Below are 15219 nucleotides of genomic sequence, written 5' to 3'. Positions count from 1 at the left end.
CGAAACCCGGCGCCGTCGCGGTGCGTGACGGCCGGAGCCCGCCGGACCGGGTGGCCTCGGCGGGCTCCGCGCGCACGCGCGTCAGGCGACTTCGCTGCTGCGGGTGCCGATCCGGTGCAGGCCCAGCATGTCGAGCAGCCGCGCGCAGTCCTCGGGATCCTTCGCCCGCGCCGCGACGGCGAGTGCCGCCTTGCGCCGGGTGGCCGCCTGGGTCGGCGTGTCCCCGCCCTCGAGGAGCAGGTCCGCCACCGGCCGCAGGTCGTTCCGCTTGTCTCGCATGTTCGCTCCCCTCCGGTATCCCCCGGTGATCCTTGCGCCGGCGGATTACCCCGTCTCATCCCACGAAACACTGGAGCAGCCGATCGGGTTCCCGGAGACGGCTTTCGCTAGGCCGAACGAGTGAATTCGGTGGGCCCCGCGGCCGAAACCGGCAGAGTAGTGAGACCCACGTCACACCAGGAGGCCGGATGGGCACGCAGATCCGCATCAGCCGCGAGGAGGGGTCGCTGCCCTGCGAAGTCTGCGGCTTCCCGACGATGCACGTGGCCCAGGTGGTCGCGGACGACGGCACGGTGCTCGGCCGCACCCTGGTCTGCACGACCTGCCAGCGCAGCCGGCACCGCGGTGACCCGGTGGCCGAGACCCCGCCGGACGAAGTTCCCACGAGCTAGCGACCGGCCGGCGGTCAGGTGGTCGTCGCGACCGCGGCCACGAACTCCGCGGCCACTTCGTGCAGCTTGCGGTTGCCGTCCTGGGAACGCTTCACCAGCCGCTGGAAGGCGTCCTCCGCGGTGATCCGGTGCGCGGCCATCAGGATCCCCTTGGCCTGGTCGATCACCGCGCGGGTCTCGAGGGCGCGGTTCAGCTGGTCGACCAGCTCACGCGCGGCGAAGTAGCGGCGCGCGCTGCGGAGGCCGAACACGACCGTCGCCGTGTACAGCTCGAGGATCTTCGTGCCCAGTTCGCTGAAGCCGTGCTCGCCGAAGCCGAACAGGTTGACCGCGCCGGACATGTCGTCGTCCACGGTCAGCGGCGCGGCGAGGAAGCTCGCGACGCCCAGCTGCTCGGCCGACGAGACGAACTGCGGCCACAGGTCCCCGACCGCCCCGATGCCCACCCGGACCGGCTGCCCCGTCTCGGCGGCGCGCAGGCACGGGCCGTCGCCGATCCGGTACTGCTCGCGGTCGAAGTTGACCGCCCGCTCGTCGGTGCTGGCGACCGTCTCCGGCACGCCGTCGCGCACCAGGGTGATGCTCGCCATGTCGGCACCCGGCACGACCTGGACCGCGTGGTCGCACACCGCCTGCAGCATCTGGCCGAGGTCGAGCTCGGTGTCCAGCATCGCGGTCAGCGACTCCATGGCGACCGTGACTTCGTCGAGCCGCGCGGTGAGCTCCTCGTGCCCGCCCGTCATCCTTGCTGACGCCCTCATTCCGTGAGTCAGGGCGCTGAAGACCAGGGAGGACCCGGGCGCGCGCCACTAGTGGGCCGCTAGCGCTTTAACGGGTCCAGCGCGAGATTACTGCATCCCGGTCGGCGCGGGCACAAGCGGTCACCGCGGTGGCGTGCGGCTCTCCCCCGTTCGGAGCAACGACGGTTGCGAGTCCCCCGGAGGTGGCTAGGCTCGGTGGACGGTTCAATCAGCAGCCGGCCCCGCATCATTCGAGCGCGGCGGCGCCCTCGGCCCCGCGCGGCACCAGGACGGCGGCGAACCGGCATGAAGATCTCCCGGCAACCACACCCGGCACTGCGGCTGCGCACTGCGTGGCCCGCCCCGCACGCGGTGCTGATCACGGCCCGCGGCGACCTCGACACGGCAACGGCGGCGGACCTGGCGACCCTGCTGTCGGACCGCCTCTGGGCGGCACCGGAGCGGCTGGTGGTGGATCTGTCCGAAGTGGACTTCCTGGGCGTGGCGGGGGTGCGGGTGCTGCTGCACGCGGCACTGCAGGCGGAGCAGAAGGGAACGGCGCTGCTGGTGGTGACCGGCCGGAGCCCGTTCGTCCGCCGGGCCCTGCGGGTCACCGGCGCGGACCAGCGCGTGACGGTCGCCGACCGGCGCCCCGAACCCGCGACCGCCTGACGGCGGCGGTCGAAGCCCGCGGGCAGTGGCGACGGCCAAGAAAGCCCGCCGGCCTCCGCGTTCCGGCCACCCGGCCGCCTGTGAGCGCCCCTCGGCCGGCAGCCGGGCGAGGAACCGCACCGACCGGTGCCCCACGCCGCCTGGCGCCGCCGGATCGCCGAGCCGCGGAATCCGGCGCGATGGGCGAGTACCGCGGCCGAAGCCGCACTCGCCCAGCACCACCGGTTCCGGCGACCCACGCAAAACCCCAGGCAGATCCCGGCAGCCCGCTGCCCGGGCGTCAGCGCGAGGAACCCGCCGTTCCCGCGTGGCCCTCACGCGACTGGGGTGGTTCGGTCCCCTTGTCCGCCGCCTTGGCCTGGGCGCGCTTCGACCGGATGTACCGCTCCTCCTTCATCCGCTCCACCGCCTCCGGGTGGTGCAGCTCGAACGCCGGCCGCTCGGAGCGGATCCGCGGCAGGTCCAGGAAGTTGTGCCGGGGCGGCGGGCACGTCGTCGCCCACTCGAGGGAGTTGCCGTAGCCCCACGGGTCGTCGACCAGGACCTGCTCGCCGTAGCGGTAGCTCTTCACGACGTTCCAGATGAACGGCAGCGTCGACGCGCCCAGGATGAACGCGCCGATCGTCGAGATCGTGTTCAGCGTCGTGAAGCCGTCCGTCGACAGGTAGTCCGCGTACCGGCGCGGCATGCCCATGTCACCCAGCCAGTGCTGGACCAGGAACGTCGTGTGGAAGCCGATGAACGTCGTCCAGAAGTGCCACCGGCCGAGCCGCTCGTCGAGCATCCGGCCGGTCATCTTCGGGAACCAGAAGTAGATGCCCGCGAACGTCGCGAACACGATCGTGCCGAACAGCACGTAGTGGAAGTGCGCCACCACGAAGTAGCTGTCGTGCACGTGGAAGTCCAGCGGCGGCGACGCCAGGATGACCCCCGTCAGCCCGCCGAACAGGAACGTCACCATGAACCCGACCGACCACAGCATCGGCGTCTCGAAGCTCAGGTGCCCCTTCCACATCGTGCCGATCCAGTTGAAGAACTTGATCCCGGTCGGCACCGCGATGAAGAACGTCATGATCGAGAAGAACGGCAGCAGCACCGAACCCGTCGCGAACATGTGGTGCGCCCACACCGTCGCCGACAGGCCGGTGATCCCGATCGTGGCGAACACCATCAGCCGGTAGCCGTAGAGCGGTTTGCGGCTGAACACCGGGATGATCTCCGTGACGATCCCGAAGTAGGGCAGCGCCACGATGTAGACCTCGGGGTGGCCGAAGAACCAGAACAGGTGCTGGAACATGATCGCCCCGCCGTTCTCGGGGTCGAACACGTGCGCACCCAGGTGGCGGTCGGCGGCCAGGCCGAACAGCGCCGCGGTGAGGATCGGGAACGCCAGCAGGATCAGGATCGCGGTGAACAGGATGTTCCAGGTGAACAGCGGCATCCGCCACATCGTCATCCCGGGCGCGCGCAGGCACACGATCGTGGTGACCATGTTGACGGCGCCGAGGATGGTGCCGAGCCCGGACACGATCAGGCCCATGATCCACAGGTCGCCGCCGATGCCCGGCGAGTGGATGGTGTTGGACAGCGGCGTGTAGGCCGTCCAGCCGAAGTCCGGCGCGCCGCCGGGGGTCAGGAACGAGCTGAGCACGATCAGCCCGCCGAACAGGTACAGCCAGTAGGAGAACGCGTTGAGCCGCGGGAACGCGACGTCCGGCGCGCCGATCTGCAGCGGCAGGATGTAGTTGGCGAACCCGAACAGGTTCGGCGTCGCGTACAGCAGCAGCATCACCGTGCCGTGCATGGTGAACAACTGGTTGTACTGCTCCGGCGACAGGAACTGCAGGCCGGGCCGGGCCAGCTCGCCGCGCATCAGCAGCGCCATCGCGCCGCCCGCCATGAAGAACCCGAACGAGGAGACCAGGTACAGGATCCCGATCTGCTTCGGGTCGGTGGTGCGCATGAGCCGGAGCAGCACGCTGCCTTTCGGCCCGCGCCGCGCGACTGCCAGTGGCACCGCCCGCAGGCTCGGTGCCGGCTTCACGTCGGTCATCCGCAACTCCTGTCGCCGGACTGCCCCGTACTCCGCGTACTACTCCTGACGGCCGCGATCCGCGTTCCCCCGAACGGGTGGACCTACCCGCGCAGGGCGGGGAGCAGCTCCTTCTCGGCGAAGTCGAGGAAGCCGTTCTGCTGGTCGCCGCCGATCTGCACCAGGGCGACGTCGGTGAAGCCGGCTTTCTCGAACTCGCGCACGCCTTCGACGATCGGCTCGAGGTCCGGGCCGCACGGGATCGAGCCCGCGACGTCGTCTTCGCGGACGAACTGCGTGGCCCCGGCGAAACCGGACGGACCCGGCAGCTCGGCGTTGACCTTCCAGCCGCCGGCGAACCACCGGAACTGCTCGTGCGCGCGCTGCACCGCCGCGTCGCGGTCGGTCCCCCACGACACGGGCATCTGGCCGATCTTGCGGGTCGGCGGGCCGAGCTTCGTCGCGTCCCACTCCTGCGACAGCTCCCTCTTGGGCTCGACGGCGATCATCGCGTCGGCCACCGGGGCGAACCGCTTGATCGACTGCGAACCGGACACCGCGACCCCGATCGGCGTCCGCTTCTCCGGCAGGTCCCACAGCTTCGCCGAGTCGACGCGGAAGTGCTTGCCCTCGTAGTCGAAGTACCCGCCGTCGAACAGGCCGCCGATGATCTGCACGGCCTCGGCGAGCATGTCGTGCCGGACGTTCGCCGGTGGCCAGCCGCGGCCCACGACGTGCTCGTTGAGGTTCTCGCCCGCGCCGAGGCCGAGGGTGAACCGGCCACCCGAGAGCGCCTGCACGGTCGCCGCCTTCTGCGCGACCACCGCCGGGTGGTAGCGCATGGTCGGGCAGGTGACGTAGGTCATCAGCTCAACGCGCTCGGTCGCCTGGGTCACCGCGCCCAGCACACTCCAGGCGTAGGGCGCGTGGCCCTGCTCGTCCAGCCACGGCGAGTAGTGGTCGCTCATCACCTCGAAGTCGAAGCCGGCCTGCTCGGCCCCGGCGGCGAACCGGACCAGGTCGTTCGGCCCCGCCTGCTCGGTCATCAGGGTGTAGCCGATCCGCATCGGCGCCTCCTCTCGCATCAGCCCCCCGCGTACCCGCCCGGAGCACTGGGTAACCGGCGGGCCGGAAGATCGACCGGACGCGCACCCACGGCGTCCCCGGCACCCTGGTCGTGCAGGAACTCCCGGTGCGTCCCGCGGGCCGCCCTGGCCGGGGGTTTACCCGGTGATCGACCGGGTACTCACCCCGCGAGAGGAAGGAGCGGGCATGCCTCAGTCGTGGAGCGACAAGCGCGAGCGGCAGTACGAGCACATCAAAGACTCGGCCGAGGACCGCGGCGCGAGCACGAAACGGGCCAAGGAGATCGCCGCGCGCACGGTAAACAAGAACCGGGCGCAGTCCGGCGAGTCCCGGCAGGCCAGCCGGACGTCGGTCAAGGACAAGTCCCCGCAGCAGCGCGGCGGCGAGCGGTCCGGCAACCGCAAGGGCCCCGGCGGGCCGACGAAGGCCCAGCTCTACAACGAGGCGAAGAAGCGGAACATCGACGGCCGCTCGACGATGACCAAGAAAGAACTCGAACGGGCGCTGGGCCGGTGACGCAGATCCCTGATCACGAAGTGTCGGCTGTCCCCCGGATGGGTAGTACCTCACGCATGGAAGAAACACGAAGCGGCAGCTCGCACGGCCGGAGGCCGACGCTGGACGAGCTGCTCGAGGAGCCGGTGGAGCTGCGCCTGCCGGCCATGGCCGAGCAGATTCCCCTGGTCCGGATGCTCACGCACGGCGTGGTCTCGCGCGCGGACTTCGGCCTCGACGCCATCGCCGACGCGAAAATGGCCGTCGACGAGGCGTGCGCTCAGCTGGTCCAGCTGGCCGAGCTCGGCAGCCAGCTGCACTGCCGGTTCCTGCAGGCCGCCGACGGCCTGCACGTCGTCGTCTCGGTCCGCTCGAGCGACCCGCGGCCACCGAGCGACCGCACCTTCGGCTGGCACGTCCTCACCACGCTGAGCCGGTCGGTGACCGCGCACTGCGACGTCCTTCCCGGTGGAGGCGCGGGCATCGTCACGATCGAGCTGGTGCTGAACCCGGGAACGAGCGCGTGAGCAGCGAGCGCAAAACCCTCCTCCACCGCCCGGACGAATACGCCCACTGCGAGCCGCTGTTCGAGGAGCTGGGGACGCTCGGACCGGACGACCCCCGCCGCGAAGTCGTCCGGAGCAAGCTGGTGACCGAGCTCCTGCCGCTCGCCGAGCACATCGCGACCCGGTTCTCCGGCCGCGGCGAACCCCGGGAGGACCTGGTCCAGGTGGCCCGGATCGGGCTGATCAACGCCGTGGACCGGTTTGACCCCGCCCGGGGGCACGACTTCCTGTCCTTCGCCGTGCCGACGATCATGGGCGAGGTACGGCGGCACTTCCGGGACACCGGCTGGTCGGTGCGGGTGCCGCGGCGGCTCAAGGAGCTGCACCTGTCCCTGAGCCAGGGCTCGGCGGTGCTCTCGCAGCGCCTGGGGCGGGCACCGACGCCGACCGAGTTGGCCGAGCACCTGAACCTGGACGTCGACGAAGTCCGCGAAGGGCTCCTGGCCGGCAACGCCTACCAGGCCCTGTCCGTCGACAAGCCGGTGCACGACGACGCCGAGGCGCTGTCGCTGGCGGACACCATGGGGGAACCCGACCACGAGATGGCCATGGTCGAAAACCACGAGGCCCTCCAGCCGCTGCTGCAGGAGCTGCCCAAGCGGGAGCGCGCGATCCTGGTGATGCGGTTCTTCGGCGGGCTCACCCAGACCCAGATCGCCGACCGCGTCGGCATCTCCCAGATGCACGTCTCGCGCCTGCTGTCGCAGACCCTGGAACAGCTGCGCGGCAAGCTCACCGGCGAGGGCTAGGGCCGGCCGCGGCGGCCGGCCCGGGCCCGCCGCTCAGCGGAGCCAGCCGGGGCGGCCGCCCTTCTCCAGCCGCCGCCACCGCCGTGCGAACGTCTCGCGCAGCCGCTCGGCCCGGGCGGCGTCGCCGGCGTAGAGCATCCCGAACGTGAACGTGTTCTGGCCTTCCCCGTGCCCGGCGATGGTCAGGTGGTGCAGGACGTCCCGGCCGACCACGGTGTCCTGGTGCTCGCCCAGCGTCTGCTGCACGGCCTTGACGTTCTTGCGCCACTTCCGCAGCTTCTTGCCGTAGACGGGCTTCACGGTGTCGGCGGCGTAGCGGGCACGCTTCGCCTTCTTGCGGACCTCGTGCAACGCCTTCTCGAGTTCGCGGTCCTCCAGTCCTTCCGTCGCCCCTTCGGCGTGACGCAGCCTCTTGGCGGCCTTGCGCAGCGGCTTGCGCAACGCAGACTTCGCCGGCTTGCCCGCCCTGGCCGTCAGCGGCGGTTCCTCGACCACGGTGTCCAGCGCCCGCAGCAGGTTCAGGTACCGCTTGCCGGTCAGCGCCGCCATGACGCGGGCCCGGCCTTCTTCGGCCTCACGGGCGAACTGGCGGGTCAGGTACTGGCGCAGCGGCCCGAACACCAGCTCCGACGGGACGTCGCCGAGCTGCTCGCGCAGCCGTCGCTCGCCGACTTCGACGTCCCGGGCCGGCGACAGCTGCCGCCCGAGCCACTTCAGCTCGGCCGCGAGCGGCGCGGTCGCGTCTTTGTCCACAATGGACCCGAACGTGCGCAGCGAGCTGCGCAGCTTCCGCGTCGCCACGCGCATCCGGTGCACGGAGTCCGCGGCGTCCAGCCGGACCCCGACGTCCGCGCGGCGCAGGTCGCCGTAGTGCTCGCGCAGCGACGCCAGCACGACGTCGCCCGCGGTCGGCTTCCTGCGGGCGCGCGGCGGCGACGGCACGCGGTCGCCGATCAGCCGGCGCAGCTTCGACGGCCACGGCGAGGCCGTCGCGCCGGCTTCGGCCAGCGCCCGGTCGAACTCGCCGAGCCGCCCGGGTTCGGTGGCCGGGTCCAGCTCCAGCTCGAGTTCGCGCCACTCGTCGAGCCGCGCGGTCTCCCCGCCCGCCTCCCCGGTCAGGTGGTCGTCGGTCAGCGTCGCGACCGTCCGGCCGCCGGCGTCGGCGAGCCGGTGGGCGAACCGGTCGGTGCGCAGGTGCGCGATCGGCACCAGCTTCTCCCCCAGCGTGTACGCGCGCACCAGGCGGCGCAGCCGTCCGGGGACCTTGTGGGGGTCGCCGCCCAGCGGCAGCCGGATCTCCTGCCGTTCGTCAGCCGAGACCGGCAGCTTGAGGTGCCAGCCGGCGTCGTGGCCGCCGACGCGGCGCCGCAGCGTGATGCCGCCGCGGGCGAGCCGGAACGTTTCGGTGTCGTAGTAGGACGCGTCGAGGATCTCCTCGACCGGGTCGTCCTGGGTCGCGACGCCCGCGACGCCGACGAGCCGCGGCACTCCGCTGCCCGCGGCGACTTCGTACTTGCGCTCGCGTTCGGTCACCGACGAGGGCGCTGCCATGATCATCCTCCTTGGGGGCCGGTTCTCCCGGTGGGTACCCGGCAGGCGGCGGGCCGACGCGCGATTCGGTGTGCGGGCAGCGGGTACCCGATCGGGCGAAAAACCGAGTCCGGACCAGGAGCGTGCATGAACGGCAGCCAGCCCGCAACCGACCTGACCACCGTGCTCGCCGGCGACCACCGCGAGCTGGACCGGCTGTGCACCGAGCTGGAGCTCGGCCAGGGCAGCCCCGAGAACCGGCGGGATCTGGCCGACCACCTGATCGCGGTGCTGGTCCGCCACGCCGTCGCGGAAGAGCGGTTCCTCGACGGCGACGGCGACCTGGCGGAAGCCGAGGACCTGATGCGGCGGCTGGAGGGCACCGGGCCGCAGGAGCCCCGGTTCGAGCGGGTGCTGGGCGGGCTGATCCGGGCGGTGCGCCGGCACGTCCGCGACGAAGGCGCGCGGGCGGTACGCGAGGTCCGCGCGAGCTGCCCGCCCGAGCGGCGCGCCGAGCTGGGCCGGGAGGTCCTGGAGGTCCGGCACAGCGCGGCGACGCTGCCGCATCCGGACCTGGCCGACCGGATGCCGCAGGCGGACCAGCTGTGGCCGGGACCGGGCTTCGTCGACCGCGCCCGGGCGGCGCTGCGCCGGGCGGCCGGCTCTCCCGGCTGAGCATCGGCAACTCGCTTCCGCGCGGCTGACTCACCGCTGGTGGCCGACCGGCTACCCCACCGCACCGGGTGTGGCCCGCACCGCACGTCGCCGACCGCGCCCGGGCCGCTCCGCGCCGCACGTCGCCGACCGCGCCCGGGCCGCCCCGCGCCGCAGGCTCTCCCGGCCTGGCGTCGGCACAGCCCGCTCCCGCACAGGCGCGCGCCACACTGCGCCGCGTCGCCGGTCACCCGGCTGAACACCGGCTCGCCGCTCCCCCACCGGCATCGGGTTGAATAGGACTTCCACCCGGACGTGAGGACGACGAGACGCATGAGCATCGGCGAAGACGAGTGGGCCCGGGAACGGGCCCGGTTCGGCCAGGACGGCCACGGGCAGGCCGGCCTGCTCGCGGGGCAGTTCGCCGATCTCACGCGGACCCTGCTCGAGGCGACGCCGACCGTCGGCGGGGTGCTGCGGCTCGTCGTCGGTGCCGCCAAGGCGATCATCCCCGGTGCCGACCTCGTCAGCGTCACGCTCCGGGAACCCGGCGGCACCTACCGCACTCCCGTCGAGACCGACGCGATCGCGGTCCGGCTCGACCAGCTGCAGTACGACCACGGCGAAGGCCCGTGCGTGGAGTCGGCGCGGCCCGACGGCCCGGCCATCGGCTGGTCGCAGGACCTCGCCCACGAACCCCGCTGGCCGAAGTTCGGCCCGGGCGCGGCGGCGCTGGGCTACCACTCGGTGCTGGCCACCGCCCTGATCCCGGACACCGACCGGACCTCCGGCGCGCTCAACGTTTACTCGAGCCGGCCCGACGCGTTCGACAACCGGGCGGTGGACCTCGCCCTCCTGCTCGCGACGCACGCGTCACTCGCACTGGCCCACACCCAGGCCGTCGAGGCGGCCGAGCTGGAGGCGGCGCACCTGCGCCGTGCGATCGAGAGCCGGGACGTCATCGGCCAGGCGAAAGGCATTCTCATGCAGCGCCGCGGCATCACCGCCGACGAAGCGTTCGACGTGCTGCGCCGCGCGTCCCAGGACCTCAACGTCAAGCTGGCCGATGTCGCCAAGGCGCTCACCGACCAGCCCGCCGACCGCTGACCCGCCGAACTCACTGCGCCGAATACGGGGACCGGTTCTCCAGCGACGGGCTCGCCGCCGGGTAACGGCCGTCCTGGCCCGGGACCGGCGTCACGGTCGCCTGCTGCTCCGGCTCCACCCGCTGCCGCCGGTTGCCGCGCTGGACGACCGCCTCCACCTCCTGCTCGCCGCGGATGCGGGCGAGCGCCGCGAGCGTGATCGCGTGGGCCAGCGCCAGGATCAGCAGGAGCACGCCGAGCCGTCCGACGACGCCCGGCAGGTCGCTGCCGCCCATGTCGATCGTCGAGACGAGCGCCAGCACCCCCAGTGTCGCCAGGTGGAACAGCACCGTGACCAGCCGGGTCATCGACGCGCCTGCCGCCGGGTCGCCGTAGGAGTTCTCCAGGTACCGGCGGCCGCTGCGGTAGATGATCTGCCCGTCTATGAAGACCAGCGCGATGCCGATCGCGAGGAACGACAGATACGCGTTCGTGGTCATGCCGGACGCTCCTTCCTGGGGGACCTACCCGGAAGAGGTACCCGGTAGGTCGCACAGGGAAACGCCGCGGTCACCCCGTGAAAGTGTCCGGGTCCGGCCCGGTGCGCCTGCCGGCGTCGAGCTTGCCGATCGCCGTCATGTCCTCGTCGTCGAGCTGGAAGCCGAACACGTCGATGTTCTGCCGGATCCGCTCCGGCGACGACGACTTCGGGAACACGATGTTCCCCAGCTGGACGTGCCAGCGCAGCACGACCTGCGCGGGTGTCCGGTCGTGCTTCTCCGCCAGGTCCGCGAGCACCGGGTCGTCGAGGACTTCCCCCTGCGCCAACGGGCTCCACGCTTCGGTGGCGATGCCGTGTGCCTGGTGGTAGGCGCGCAATGGCGGCTGCTGCAGGGCCGGGTGCAGCTCGATCTGGTTCACCGCGGGCACCATGCCGGTCTCTTCGGCGAGCCGGTCGAGGTGCGCGGGCTGGAAGTTCGACACGCCGATCGCGCGGGCCTTGCCGGCGCGCAGGATGTCTTCGAAACCGCGCCACGTCCGGACGTAGTTGTCCTTGTGCGGCAACGGCCAGTGGATCAGGTACAGGTCGACGTGGTCGAACCCGAGCCGCCGCAGGCTGCCCTCGAGTGCGGTGATGGCGTTGTCGTAGCCGTGCGCGTCGTTCGCCAGCTTCGTCGTGACGAACACCTCGTCGCGCGCCAGGCCGGACTCCGCGATGCCCGCCGCGACACCCGCCTCGTTCCGGTACATCTGCGCGGTGTCGATGTGGCGGTAGCCGGCTTCCAGCGCGGTCCGCACCGCCCGCGCGGTCTCCTCCGGCGGGATCTGGAACACGCCGAACCCGAACTGCGGGATGCGCACGCCGTTGTTCAGCTCGACGGTCGGGACGTGGGCAGCGGTGGTCGTCATGCCAGCGGCCTACCCGAGGCCCCCGGACGCGAAACACGGCGGGACGGTGGCCGTCCCGCCGTGTCACCCGGTCGAGTTACGTGCCCGGGCGGTCCACGTCACCACGCCACGCGCCGGTCTCGCCGCCGCGCCGCTCGATGAACTCCTTGAACCGCTTGAGGTCGCCCTTCACCCGGCGGTCGAGCACGCCGAGCTTGTCGGCGACGTTCTCGGCGAACCCCTCCGGGTCGATGTCCATCTGCGCGGTCACCCGCGTGTGCGAGTCGTCGAGCCGGTGGAAGGTGATCACGCCGGCGTGGTCCGGACCGGAGTCGGACGTCCACGCCACCCGCTCGTCCGGGTGCTGCTCGGTGATCGTCGCGTCGAACTCGCGTGTCACCCCGCCGAACCGCGTCACCCAGTGGGTGTGGGTGGCGTCCAGCTGGCGGATCTGTTCGACGCCTTCCATGAACTGCGGGAACTCCTCGAACTGCGTCCACTGGTTGTACGCGGTCGAGACGGGCACCTCGACGTCCACGGTTTCGGTGATCGTGCTCATGCACTCCTCCTCGTCGGTGTCGAGCCATCCGGCTACCCGGTGCGGCAACGGTCAAACCCGGCGCGGTTGACACCGGGCGGCGCCGGGTACACGGCGGCCAGGCAAGGAGGTGTGTCCGGTGATCGAAGAGGCCAACAAGAAGCCCGCCGCCGACCGGTCGGTCGGCGAGCTGGTGACCGACCTGACCGACGAGGTCAAGCGGCTCGTCCGCGACGAGATGCGGCTCGCCGTCTTCGAGCTGCAGCGCAAGGGGAAGAAGATGGGGCTGGGCGCCGGCCTGTTCGGCGCGGCGGGCGTGTTCGCGTTGCTCGGCGCGGGCACGCTGGTCGCGGCCGCGGTGCTGGCACTGGCGCTCGTCGTGCCCGGCTGGCTGGCCGCGCTGATCGTGGCGGCGGCGCTGTTCGTCGTCGCCGGGATCGCGGCGCTGGTCGGCAAGAAGGAAGTCACGCAGGGCGTGCCGCCGGTTCCGGAAGAGGCGATCACCGGCGTGCGGGCCGACGTGGACACCGTGAAACAGGGAGTGCGCACATGAGCGGGGACTTCCCGAAGAACGCCGAAGAGGCCCGGCTCGACCGGGACACCACCCGCGAGGAGCTGGCCGAGACGCTGGAGGCGCTCGGGCAGAAGCTCGACGTGAAGGCCCGGGTGAAGGAGAGCGTCGACGAGAAGCTCGACCAGGCGACCGCCAAGGTCGCCGACGTGACGAACGCGCCGACCGCGATCAGGTTCCGGCAGGGTGCCGACGCCGTCCGGAGCAACCCGCTGCCGGTCTTCGCCGGCCTGCTGGGGCTGCTGATCGTGATCCGGCTCATCCTGCGACGGAGGAACGACTCGTGAACAAGGTGCTGTACAAGCCGCTGAGCTGGGTGATCGGCGCCCTCGGCGGTGTCCTCGCCGGCCAGGCGTTCAAGCAGGTCTGGAAGCGCGTGGCCGGCGAAGAGGACGCGCCCGGCGCCACCGACCGCGACTACACCTGGCAGCAGGTGATCATCGCGGCGGCGGTGCAGGGCGCGATCTTCGCCGCCGTCAAGGCCGCCACCGAGCGGGCGGGGGCCATCGGCTACCGCAAGGCGACCGGCGAGTGGCCCGGCGACGACTGACCCCGGCGGTCACCGGCCACAGTGGACGGTGGGAGCGGGTGGCGTGGTCACGCCTCCCGGCCGGGTTCCGGGACCGGGGTCAGCGCGGCGACGGCGGCACCGGTCCCGCGGTGGACCGCCAGGAGCCGGTCGGCTCCGGTGGCTTCCAGCGAGCGCGTCACGGCGTGACCGCCGACGGCGACGGCGAGCTCCGTGCGGGTGTTCGCCTCCAGCAGCGACCGGACACCGGCGCAGCTGAGGAACGAGACCCGGGTGAGGTCGGCGACCAGCCGCTCCCCCGCGGCGAGGGCTTCGTCCAGGGTGTGGACCGTGGCCGCGTCGACGTCACCCACCAGGGTGATGACCCGGATTCCGCCCGGTCGCTGCGTGGTGGTGAAAGTCAGGCCGGACGGTTCTTCGATCGTGCGAAAGCAGTTCATGGCGCTCCCTAACGCGGTGTGCAGGGGCGCTGACCGGAGCACGTGTCTGAACAACAGCCAACTCCTATGACCGTACGCCCCTGTGTCCCCAGGTCAACCCCGCGGGGGCCCACCGGCCGGGTTTCCCCGGCCCGGCCTCGGGTAACCGCCCGGGACGGACATCCGGCCCGGAAGGAGATCCATGCGTGTCGTGATCGTCGGCGGGGGTTTCGCCGGTTACCACGCGGCAAAGAGCCTTCGCAGGGAAGCCGGTGAGGACGTCGAAGTCGTCGTGCTCAACCCCACGGACTACTTCCTGTACCTGCCGCTGCTGCCCGAAGTGGCCGCGGGGATCCTGGATCCCCGGCGGGTGGCGGTCTCGATCCCGGAGACGCTGCGCGGCGTCCGGCTCGTGCTCGGCACCGCGACCGGGATCGACTTCGACGCCCGGCACGTCACCTACACCGACCCCGAGGACCGGGAGCACCGGATCGGGTACGACCGGCTGGTGCTCGCCGCCGGCAGCGTCAACAAGCTGTTGCCGGTCCCGGGCGTGCCGGAGTACGCGCACGGCTTCCGCGGCGTGCCGGAGGCGCTGTACCTGCGCGACCACGTCACGCGCCAGATCGAGCTGGCCGCCGCGGCCGAGGACCCCGCCGAACGGGACGCGCGCTGCACGTTCGTGGTCGTCGGCGCCGGGTACACCGGCACCGAGGTCGCCGCGCAGGGTCCTGCGTTCACCGAAGCCCTCGCCGCGCGCCACCCGGAGCTGGCCGGCCAGCGGATCCGGTGGCTGCTGCTCGACGTGGCCGAGCGGGTGCTGCCCGAGCTGGACCGGCGGCTCGGCCGGACCGCGGACCAGGTCCTGCGCTCGCGCGGGGTCGAGGTGCTGATGAACACCTCGGTCGACCACGCCGACGCCAAGGGCGTGACGCTGACCAACGGCGATCCGGTGCCGACCCGCACGCTGGTGTGGTGCGTCGGCGTGCGGCCCGACCCGCTGGTCGCCGGCCTGGGCCTGGAGACGGCCAAGGGGCGCCTGGTCGTCACCGAGCAGCTCACCGTGCCGGGCCGCGACGACGTCTTCGCCTGCGGTGACGCGGCCGCCGTGCCCGACCTCACCCGGCCCGGGCAGTACACCGCGATGACGGCGCAGCACGCCGAGCGGCAAGGCAAGCTCGCCGGGCGCAACGTCGCCGCGTCGCTCGGGTACGGCCGTCCCGGCACCTACCGCCACCACGACCTGGGCTTCGTCGTCGACCTGGGCGCCGGCGCGGCCGCCGCGAACCCGCTGCGCATCCCGTTGTCCGGGCTGCCCGCCAAGGCCGTGACCCGCGGCTACCACCTGATGGCGATGCCCGGGAACCGGGTGCGCACCGCGGCCGACTGGGTCCTGGAGCGGCTGACCGGCCGCCAGACCGTCCAATTGGGACTCGTCCGGTCCGGGTCGGTGCCACTCGACACCGACTCGCCGGAGCTTCCCCGGCACTGAA

At 71.9% G+C, this 15219-nt stretch carries 20 protein-coding genes; 11 read left to right on the top strand and 9 right to left on the bottom strand.

Features of this window, described 5'->3' with window-relative positions; all coding sequences use genetic code 11:
* Window positions 1-81: 81 nt before the first annotated feature.
* Window positions 82-279, bottom strand: coding sequence for a hypothetical protein (locus tag BT341_RS24900; protein ID WP_072478574.1), 198 nt, complete (start codon window positions 277-279; stop codon window positions 82-84).
* 188 nt (window positions 280-467) lie between these two features.
* Between BT341_RS24900 and BT341_RS24895 the strand changes: the two genes are divergently transcribed.
* On the top strand, window positions 468-671 hold the full coding sequence (locus BT341_RS24895) for a hypothetical protein (protein WP_072478573.1): 204 nt from the start codon (window positions 468-470) through the stop codon (window positions 669-671).
* Between the two features lie 14 nt (window positions 672-685).
* Here the strand turns inward: BT341_RS24895 and BT341_RS24890 are convergent, their stop codons facing one another.
* Complete coding sequence (locus tag BT341_RS24890; protein WP_072478572.1) at window positions 686-1414, bottom strand: GAF and ANTAR domain-containing protein; 729 nt, start codon at window positions 1412-1414, stop codon at window positions 686-688.
* Between the two features lie 303 nt (window positions 1415-1717).
* Between BT341_RS24890 and BT341_RS24885 the strand changes: the two genes are divergently transcribed.
* Window positions 1718-2083, top strand: a complete 366-nt coding sequence (locus BT341_RS24885) for an STAS domain-containing protein (protein WP_072478571.1) — start codon at window positions 1718-1720, stop codon at window positions 2081-2083.
* A gap of 280 nt (window positions 2084-2363) precedes the next feature.
* Here BT341_RS24885 and ctaD read toward each other — a convergent pair whose 3' ends face one another.
* Together ctaD and BT341_RS24875 are read right to left on the bottom strand one after the other, a co-directional pair.
* Window positions 2364-4136, bottom strand: coding sequence for an aa3-type cytochrome oxidase subunit I (gene ctaD, locus BT341_RS24880; protein ID WP_072478570.1), 1773 nt, complete (start codon window positions 4134-4136; stop codon window positions 2364-2366).
* Window positions 4137-4219: 83 nt separating this feature from the next.
* A complete protein-coding gene (locus BT341_RS24875) occupies window positions 4220-5182 on the bottom strand; it encodes an LLM class F420-dependent oxidoreductase (RefSeq protein WP_072478569.1) in 963 nt (320 codons plus the stop codon).
* 205 nt (window positions 5183-5387) lie between these two features.
* On the opposite strand from BT341_RS24875, the gene BT341_RS24870 reads away from it, so the two are divergent.
* The 3 genes from BT341_RS24870 to BT341_RS24860 are packed head-to-tail and all read left to right on the top strand — an operon-like array spanning window position 5388 to window position 7011.
* Window positions 5388-5717: a plasmid stabilization protein gene (locus BT341_RS24870; protein WP_072478568.1), complete on the top strand. Its 330-nt coding sequence runs from the start codon at window positions 5388-5390 to the stop codon at window positions 5715-5717.
* A 56-nt stretch (window positions 5718-5773) separates the two neighbouring features.
* A complete protein-coding gene (locus tag BT341_RS24865) occupies window positions 5774-6223 on the top strand; it encodes an ATP-binding protein (RefSeq protein ID WP_072478567.1) in 450 nt (149 codons plus the stop codon).
* Window positions 6220-7011 carry a SigB/SigF/SigG family RNA polymerase sigma factor gene (locus BT341_RS24860; RefSeq protein WP_072478566.1) on the top strand — a complete coding sequence of 264 codons (792 nt, stop codon included), beginning with the start codon at window positions 6220-6222 and terminating at the stop codon, window positions 7009-7011. Before BT341_RS24865 ends, BT341_RS24860 begins: the two co-directional genes overlap by 4 nt.
* A 33-nt stretch (window positions 7012-7044) precedes the next feature.
* Here BT341_RS24860 and BT341_RS24855 read toward each other — a convergent pair whose 3' ends face one another.
* Window positions 7045-8562, bottom strand: coding sequence for a CYTH and CHAD domain-containing protein (locus BT341_RS24855; protein WP_072482167.1), 1518 nt, complete (start codon window positions 8560-8562; stop codon window positions 7045-7047).
* 126 nt (window positions 8563-8688) lie between these two features.
* On the opposite strand from BT341_RS24855, the gene BT341_RS24850 reads away from it, so the two are divergent.
* Both BT341_RS24850 and BT341_RS24845 read left to right on the top strand, forming a co-directional pair.
* On the top strand, window positions 8689-9216 hold the full coding sequence (locus BT341_RS24850; RefSeq protein WP_072478565.1) for a hemerythrin domain-containing protein: 528 nt from the start codon (window positions 8689-8691) through the stop codon (window positions 9214-9216).
* Window positions 9217-9528: 312 nt separating this feature from the next.
* On the top strand, window positions 9529-10302 hold the full coding sequence (locus BT341_RS24845) for a GAF and ANTAR domain-containing protein (RefSeq protein WP_072478564.1): 774 nt from the start codon (window positions 9529-9531) through the stop codon (window positions 10300-10302).
* A gap of 10 nt (window positions 10303-10312) precedes the next feature.
* Here the strand turns inward: BT341_RS24845 and BT341_RS24840 are convergent, their stop codons facing one another.
* From BT341_RS24840 to BT341_RS24830, 3 genes are all read right to left on the bottom strand, one after another.
* A complete protein-coding gene (locus tag BT341_RS24840; protein WP_072478563.1) occupies window positions 10313-10780 on the bottom strand; it encodes a hypothetical protein in 468 nt (155 codons plus the stop codon).
* A 70-nt stretch (window positions 10781-10850) separates the two neighbouring features.
* Complete coding sequence (locus tag BT341_RS24835; protein WP_072478562.1) at window positions 10851-11690, bottom strand: aldo/keto reductase; 840 nt, start codon at window positions 11688-11690, stop codon at window positions 10851-10853.
* A 76-nt stretch (window positions 11691-11766) separates the two neighbouring features.
* Window positions 11767-12228 carry an SRPBCC family protein gene (locus tag BT341_RS24830; protein ID WP_072478561.1) on the bottom strand — a complete coding sequence of 154 codons (462 nt, stop codon included), beginning with the start codon at window positions 12226-12228 and terminating at the stop codon, window positions 11767-11769.
* A 118-nt stretch (window positions 12229-12346) separates the two neighbouring features.
* Here BT341_RS24830 and BT341_RS24825 point away from each other — a divergent pair, with 118 nt between their 5' ends.
* The 3 genes from BT341_RS24825 to BT341_RS24815 are packed head-to-tail and all read left to right on the top strand — an operon-like array spanning window position 12347 to window position 13328.
* Complete coding sequence (locus BT341_RS24825; protein ID WP_072478560.1) at window positions 12347-12760, top strand: phage holin family protein; 414 nt, start codon at window positions 12347-12349, stop codon at window positions 12758-12760.
* Window positions 12757-13065 (top strand): DUF3618 domain-containing protein, encoded by a 309-nt coding sequence (locus tag BT341_RS24820; RefSeq protein WP_072478559.1) that lies wholly within the window; start codon window positions 12757-12759, stop codon window positions 13063-13065. Before BT341_RS24825 ends, BT341_RS24820 begins: the two co-directional genes overlap by 4 nt.
* On the top strand, window positions 13062-13328 hold the full coding sequence (locus tag BT341_RS24815) for a DUF4235 domain-containing protein (RefSeq protein ID WP_072478558.1): 267 nt from the start codon (window positions 13062-13064) through the stop codon (window positions 13326-13328). The genes BT341_RS24820 and BT341_RS24815 overlap by 4 nt, the downstream gene beginning before the upstream one ends.
* A gap of 47 nt (window positions 13329-13375) precedes the next feature.
* On the opposite strand, the gene BT341_RS24810 is transcribed toward BT341_RS24815, so the two are convergent.
* Window positions 13376-13747: an STAS domain-containing protein gene (locus tag BT341_RS24810; protein ID WP_072478557.1), complete on the bottom strand. Its 372-nt coding sequence runs from the start codon at window positions 13745-13747 to the stop codon at window positions 13376-13378.
* A 181-nt stretch (window positions 13748-13928) separates the two neighbouring features.
* Between BT341_RS24810 and BT341_RS24805 the strand changes: the two genes are divergently transcribed.
* Window positions 13929-15218 (top strand): NAD(P)/FAD-dependent oxidoreductase, encoded by a 1290-nt coding sequence (locus tag BT341_RS24805; RefSeq protein ID WP_072478556.1) that lies wholly within the window; start codon window positions 13929-13931, stop codon window positions 15216-15218.
* The last annotated feature ends 1 nt before the right edge of the window (window position 15219 follow it).

Origin of the sequence: Amycolatopsis australiensis, assembly GCF_900119165.1 — a bacterium.
Classification (GTDB): Bacteria; Actinomycetota; Actinomycetes; order Mycobacteriales; family Pseudonocardiaceae; genus Amycolatopsis; species Amycolatopsis australiensis.
This window is presented reverse-complemented; position numbering and strand designations above follow the sequence as displayed.

Bases quoted from the DNA above. Each gene is read 5' to 3' on its own strand.
- BT341_RS24900 (WP_072478574.1), bottom strand. From the start codon at position 279: ATGCGAGACAAGCGGAACGACCTGCGGCCGGTGGCGGACCTGCTCCTC.
- BT341_RS24895 (WP_072478573.1), top strand. From the start codon at position 468: ATGGGCACGCAGATCCGCATCAGCCGCGAGGAGGGGTCGCTGCCCTGC.
- BT341_RS24890 (WP_072478572.1), bottom strand. From the start codon at position 1,414: ATGACGGGCGGGCACGAGGAGCTCACCGCGCGGCTCGACGAAGTCACG.
- BT341_RS24885 (WP_072478571.1), top strand. From the start codon at position 1,718: ATGAAGATCTCCCGGCAACCACACCCGGCACTGCGGCTGCGCACTGCG.
- ctaD (WP_072478570.1), bottom strand. From the start codon at position 4,136: ATGACCGACGTGAAGCCGGCACCGAGCCTGCGGGCGGTGCCACTGGCA.
- BT341_RS24875 (WP_072478569.1), bottom strand. From the start codon at position 5,182: ATGCGGATCGGCTACACCCTGATGACCGAGCAGGCGGGGCCGAACGAC.
- BT341_RS24870 (WP_072478568.1), top strand. From the start codon at position 5,388: ATGCCTCAGTCGTGGAGCGACAAGCGCGAGCGGCAGTACGAGCACATC.
- BT341_RS24865 (WP_072478567.1), top strand. From the start codon at position 5,774: ATGGAAGAAACACGAAGCGGCAGCTCGCACGGCCGGAGGCCGACGCTG.
- BT341_RS24855 (WP_072482167.1), bottom strand. From the start codon at position 8,562: ATGGCAGCGCCCTCGTCGGTGACCGAACGCGAGCGCAAGTACGAAGTC.
- BT341_RS24850 (WP_072478565.1), top strand. From the start codon at position 8,689: ATGAACGGCAGCCAGCCCGCAACCGACCTGACCACCGTGCTCGCCGGC.
- BT341_RS24845 (WP_072478564.1), top strand. From the start codon at position 9,529: ATGAGCATCGGCGAAGACGAGTGGGCCCGGGAACGGGCCCGGTTCGGC.
- BT341_RS24840 (WP_072478563.1), bottom strand. From the start codon at position 10,780: ATGACCACGAACGCGTATCTGTCGTTCCTCGCGATCGGCATCGCGCTG.
- BT341_RS24835 (WP_072478562.1), bottom strand. From the start codon at position 11,690: ATGACGACCACCGCTGCCCACGTCCCGACCGTCGAGCTGAACAACGGC.
- BT341_RS24830 (WP_072478561.1), bottom strand. From the start codon at position 12,228: ATGAGCACGATCACCGAAACCGTGGACGTCGAGGTGCCCGTCTCGACC.
- BT341_RS24820 (WP_072478559.1), top strand. From the start codon at position 12,757: ATGAGCGGGGACTTCCCGAAGAACGCCGAAGAGGCCCGGCTCGACCGG.
- BT341_RS24810 (WP_072478557.1), bottom strand. From the start codon at position 13,747: ATGAACTGCTTTCGCACGATCGAAGAACCGTCCGGCCTGACTTTCACC.
- BT341_RS24805 (WP_072478556.1), top strand. From the start codon at position 13,929: ATGCGTGTCGTGATCGTCGGCGGGGGTTTCGCCGGTTACCACGCGGCA.